Raw genomic sequence first — 4,740 nt, forward strand, 5'->3', positions numbered from 1 at the left:
GCTGCGGGATCTGCTGACGGTCAGTGACTGGTATCCGCTGGTGGTGCACCGGCAGCGGGCGCTGTTCGGGGCCTGGTACGAGTTCTTCCCCCGCTCCGAGGGCGCGACCTTCGACCCCCTGGGGCGCCGCGGGCCGATCTCGGGCACGTTCCGCACCGCGACCAAACGGCTGCCCGCGATCGCCGACATGGGCTTCGACGTGGTCTACCTGCCACCCATCCACCCGATCGGCACCAGCCACCGCAAAGGCCCCAACAACACCCTGGACGCCGGCCCCTACGACCCCGGCTCCCCCTGGGCGATCGGCTCACCCGAGGGCGGCCACGACGCGATCCACCCCGACCTGGGCACCATCGAGGACTTCGACGCCTTCGTCGAACACGCCGGCAACTGCGGCCTGGAAGTCGCCCTGGACCTGGCGCTGCAGTGCTCCCCCGACCACCCCTGGGTCACCCAGCACCCCGAATGGTTCACCACCCGCGCCGACGGCACCATCGCCTACGCCGAGAACCCGCCCAAGAAGTACCAGGACATCTACCCCCTCAACTTCGACCACGACCCCGAAGGCCTCTACACCGCCGTCAAGAACGTGCTGCACCACTGGATGGCGCACGGGGTGCGGATCTTCCGGGTCGACAACCCCCACACCAAACCCGTCGCGTTCTGGGAACGGCTCCTGGCCGACATCCACACCACCGACCCCGACGTGCTGTTCCTGGCCGAGGCCTTCACCCGCCCCGCCATGATGCACACCCTGGCCAAGATCGGGTTCCACCAGTCCTACACCTACTTCACCTGGCGCAACAACGCCGACGAACTCACCGACTACCTCACCGAGCTCACCGGCCCCGCCGCCGCCTACATGCGCCCCAACTTCTTCACCAACACCCCCGACATCCTCAACCAATACCTCCAGCACGGCGGCCGCGCCGCTTTTGAGATCCGCGCGATCCTCGCCGCGCTGCTCTCGCCCACCTGGGGCGTCTACTCCGGCTACGAACTATGCGAGAACACCCCCGTACGCCCCGGCAGCGAGGAATACCGCGACTCCGAGAAATACCAGTACCGCCCCCGCGACTGGGAAGCCGCCGAACGCGCCGGCACCACCATCGCCCCCCTCATCACCACCCTCAACACACTGCGCAACACCCACCCCGCCCTCCAGCAACTCCGCAACCTGCACTTCCACCACATCGACCAACCCGAACTCCTCGCCTTCTCCAAACGCCACCTCCACGACACCGTCCTCGCCATCGTCAACCTCAACCCCCACCACCCCCGCGAAGCCACCGTCCACCTCGACCTGCCCGCCCTCGGCCTGCCCGACGACCCCGACCACCCCTACACCGTCACCGACCAACTCGACGGCACCACCTACACCTGGCGGAGGTCCAACTACGTGCGCCTCGACCCGCACACCAAACCCGCACACGTCTTCACGTTCCAGGAGAACGGCGGACGTGTGCGGGCCGGTGGCGGGCAGGGCCGCGAGGCTAACCGGACCCGGCGCCGCTGAGGAGGCGCTCCTCGATGGACCGGCAGCCGGTGAACACCGACGCGAGGCCCTCGCGGTCGATGACCTCGCGCAGCTTGGCCGGCACCGCCGGCAGCGCCAGGCAGCCGCCCTCGGCGGCGACGCGCCAGCGGATGCCGAGCAGGATCGGCAGCGGGTCGCAGCGGACGCCGAGCCGGTCGTGCATCCGCACCATCAGGTGCCGCTCGTCGCCCTCGACCAGCGTGGTCAGCGTCTCCCCGAGCCGAGGCACGGTCGCCTCGTCCAGCGTCCCGGACAGGTGCACGACGGTGTGGTCGCCGTCGCCGGCCGCCGTCGTGGTGATCATCAGCTCGGACGGGGCGGGCGGCGTCGGCGTGAGCCCGGCGTCCCCCGGATGCAGCGCGCGGATCGCGTCGAGCACGTGCGTGGTGTCGACCTCCCCCGGCGCCGGCTCCGGCAGGGGCGCAGCCGTCGCCGCCGCGACGTCGGCGAACACCGGGACGAGCCGGTCCAGCCCCGTGAGGTGCAGCGCCCGCCGGACGTGCGCGGACAGCGCGGGCACCACCGCGCGCAGCGGGCAGCCGAGCAGCTCGGCCCGCGTCTCGGCCCGCGCCAGCAGCACGAGCCCGGCCGCGTCCAGCAGGACCGCGTCGCCGAAGTCGACGACGACCCCGCCGCGACGGGTCCCGCCCGCGCAGGCGAGGGACAGGGCCTTGCTCACCTCCTCCCGGATCCCCGCGTAGTTCCGCCAGCTGATCTGCGCCGGCAGGCCGAGCACGATGAACCCTTGCCGGGTCTCGGTGCTCAGGCCCGGCACCGTCGTCTCCCTCATCGGTCACATCCCGATCGGAGTTCGGGCCGCCGCACGGGCGGGCCGGGGCGGAGCGGTCAGGCGGCCGGGCGGTCGGGACCCCCGCCGCTCGTCCGGATAGGGCGGGCGGCCGCCCCGCACGACGCCCGTGAGCCGGGACGCCGCGAGGCGCTCGATGGTCCGTTCCTCGGGCCGCACCCCCAGATGGGCGCAGCAGCACCACAGGTCGTCCACGCAGCGCCGCACGCGCTCCACCGGAATGTCGGCGAAACGGACGCGCAGCCGTGCCACGAGGTCATCCCGCGTCGGTACGACCGATGGCGACTTCTCCCAGCGCTCCACTGTCCCTCCGATCGCTTTTGGACGGATGAATTCCGCCCGAAACTGAGCAGAACCCGCCGACCTGGCGGGTTCTGAGGTTGGAAATGACCTACCCGAGGGTTGCGACAGAAAAAGCCGCGAACCTAAAAACACGGACATGACACAACCGCCGTGCGGCAAGCATTAGCGGCGCCGCACGCCACTGAACGGGCCGCGAATCGCCGTCTTTTTGCTCCGTTTTTCCGCGCACTGCCCCGCCGCGACCGGGCGATGACCTTCCCGGCGGCCGGGCACCCGCCCGGACGGGCCGCGGAACCGGGCGATCTACCCCCGCCATGGGCGCCGCTCGCACGGCGGGGCGGCGGTGGCGGGATCCGAAACCGGCCCCACGGTCACGGACCGTACTGAAGCTTTTACGGATGGTTGCCTGTCGCGCACACACCTGGACGGGGTGGAGGGAATTGCTGATCTAGATGTCTCCAACACACCCGGGGTGCTCCATGGACGGCCAGCCGAAGAACTTCACCCGCAGCTCCCGCCAGGCCCCCGGGGGCGGTGAGGCCCCCGCGCCGGGGACCGGCCCCGTCCCGCCGGAGAAGGTCCACCGGCCTGCGGCGGGACCGTCCGCCGGCCCCGTCCCGGACCCGTTCGACGAGGACACCCCCCGCACGCCGGACTGGTTCAAGACGGCGGTGTTCTACGAGGTGTCGGTCCGCGGCTTCGCCGATTCCAACAACGACGGCTACGGGGACCTGCGCGGGCTGATATCCAGGCTGGACCACCTGCAATGGCTCGGCGTGGACTGCCTGTGGCTGCTGCCCATCTACCAGTCCCCGCTCAAGGACGGCGGCTACGACATCGCCAACTACACCAGCATCCTCCCCGAGTTCGGGGAACTCGGGGACTTCGTCGAGTTGATCGAGCAGGCGCACGCCCGCGGCATCCGTGTGATCGCCGATCTGGTGATGAACCACACCTCAGATGAGCACCCGTGGTTCCAGGCCTCCCGCACCGATCCCGACGGGCCGTTCGGGGACTTCTACATGTGGGCCGATGACGACACCGGGTACCCCGACGCCCGGATCATCTTCGTCGACACCGAGTCGTCGAACTGGACCTACGACCCGGTGCGCGGGCAGTACTACTGGCACCGGTTCTTCTCCCACCAGCCCGACCTGAACTACGACAACCCCGACGTCCAGGACGCCATGCTGGAGAACCTGCGGTTCTGGCTGGACCTGGGCATCGACGGGTTCCGCCTGGACGCCGTGCCCTACCTGTACGCCCGCGAAGGCACCAACTGCGAGAACCTCCCCGAAACCCACGCCTACCTCAAACGCGTGCGCGCCGAGGTCGACCGCCTCTACCCCGACCGCGTCCTGCTCGCCGAGGCCAACCAATGGCCCGCCGACGTCGTGGAGTACTTCGGCGACCCCGCCGCCGGCGGCGACGAATGCCACATGGCCTTCCACTTCCCCGTCATGCCCCGCATCTTCATGGCCGTGCGCCGCGAGCAGCGCTACCCCATCTCCGAGATCATGGCCCAGACCCCCAAGATCCCCGACAACTGCCAATGGGGCATCTTCCTGCGCAACCACGACGAACTCACCCTGGAGATGGTCACCGACGAAGAACGCGACTACATGTACACCGAATACGCCAAAGACCCCCGCATGAAAGCCAACATCGGCATCCGCCGGCGCCTGGCCCCCCTGCTCGACAACGACCGCAACCAACTGGAGCTGTTCACCGCACTCCTGCTGTCCCTCCCCGGCTCCCCCGTCCTGTACTACGGCGACGAGATCGGCATGGGCGACAACATCTGGCTCGGCGACCGCGACGCCGTCAGAACCCCCATGCAATGGACCCCCGACCGCAACGCCGGCTTCTCCACCTGCGACCCCGCACGCCTCTACCTGCCGGTCATCATGGACCCCATCTACGGCTACCAAGCCGTCAACGTCGAGGCCCAGACCAACAACCCCGGCTCCCTGCTGCACTGGACCCGCAAAATGATCGAGATCCGGCAGCGCCACCCCGTCTTCGGCGTCGGCTCCTACGTCGAACTGTCCGCCTCCAACCCCTCCGTCCTCGCCTTCACCCGCGAGATCAA

General features: G+C 69.4%; 4 protein-coding genes. 2 read left to right on the forward strand and 2 right to left on the reverse strand.

Translation table 11 applies throughout. From position 1 onward, the window contains the following. On the forward strand, nt 1-1,516 hold a 1,516-nt coding region (locus K4S16_RS44155), incomplete at its 5' end, for an alpha-amylase family glycosyl hydrolase (RefSeq protein ID WP_149265110.1). Here K4S16_RS44155 and K4S16_RS44160 read toward each other — a convergent pair. Continuing rightward, nucleotides 1,494-2,327 (reverse strand): STAS domain-containing protein, encoded by an 834-nt coding sequence (locus K4S16_RS44160; protein ID WP_149265111.1) that lies wholly within the window; start codon nt 2,325-2,327, stop codon nt 1,494-1,496. The genes K4S16_RS44155 and K4S16_RS44160 overlap by 23 nt on opposite strands. Before the next feature lie 3 nt (nt 2,328-2,330). After that, nucleotides 2,331-2,597 (reverse strand): hypothetical protein, encoded by a 267-nt coding sequence (locus tag K4S16_RS44165; RefSeq protein WP_149265112.1) that lies wholly within the window; start codon nt 2,595-2,597, stop codon nt 2,331-2,333. Between the two features lie 530 nt (nt 2,598-3,127). On the opposite strand from K4S16_RS44165, the gene treS reads away from it, so the two are divergent. Next, on the forward strand, nt 3,128-4,740 hold a 1,613-nt coding region (gene treS, locus K4S16_RS44170; protein ID WP_235037464.1), incomplete at its 3' end, for a maltose alpha-D-glucosyltransferase.

This window comes from Actinomadura sp. K4S16, from assembly GCF_008327685.1.
In the GTDB taxonomy this organism is placed as follows: domain Bacteria; phylum Actinomycetota; class Actinomycetes; order Streptosporangiales; family Streptosporangiaceae; genus Spirillospora.

Coding starts and splice junctions, on each gene's coding strand:
- K4S16_RS44160 (WP_149265111.1), bottom strand. CDS start 2,327: ATGAGGGAGACGACGGTGCCGGGCCTGAGCACCGAGACCCGGCAAGGG.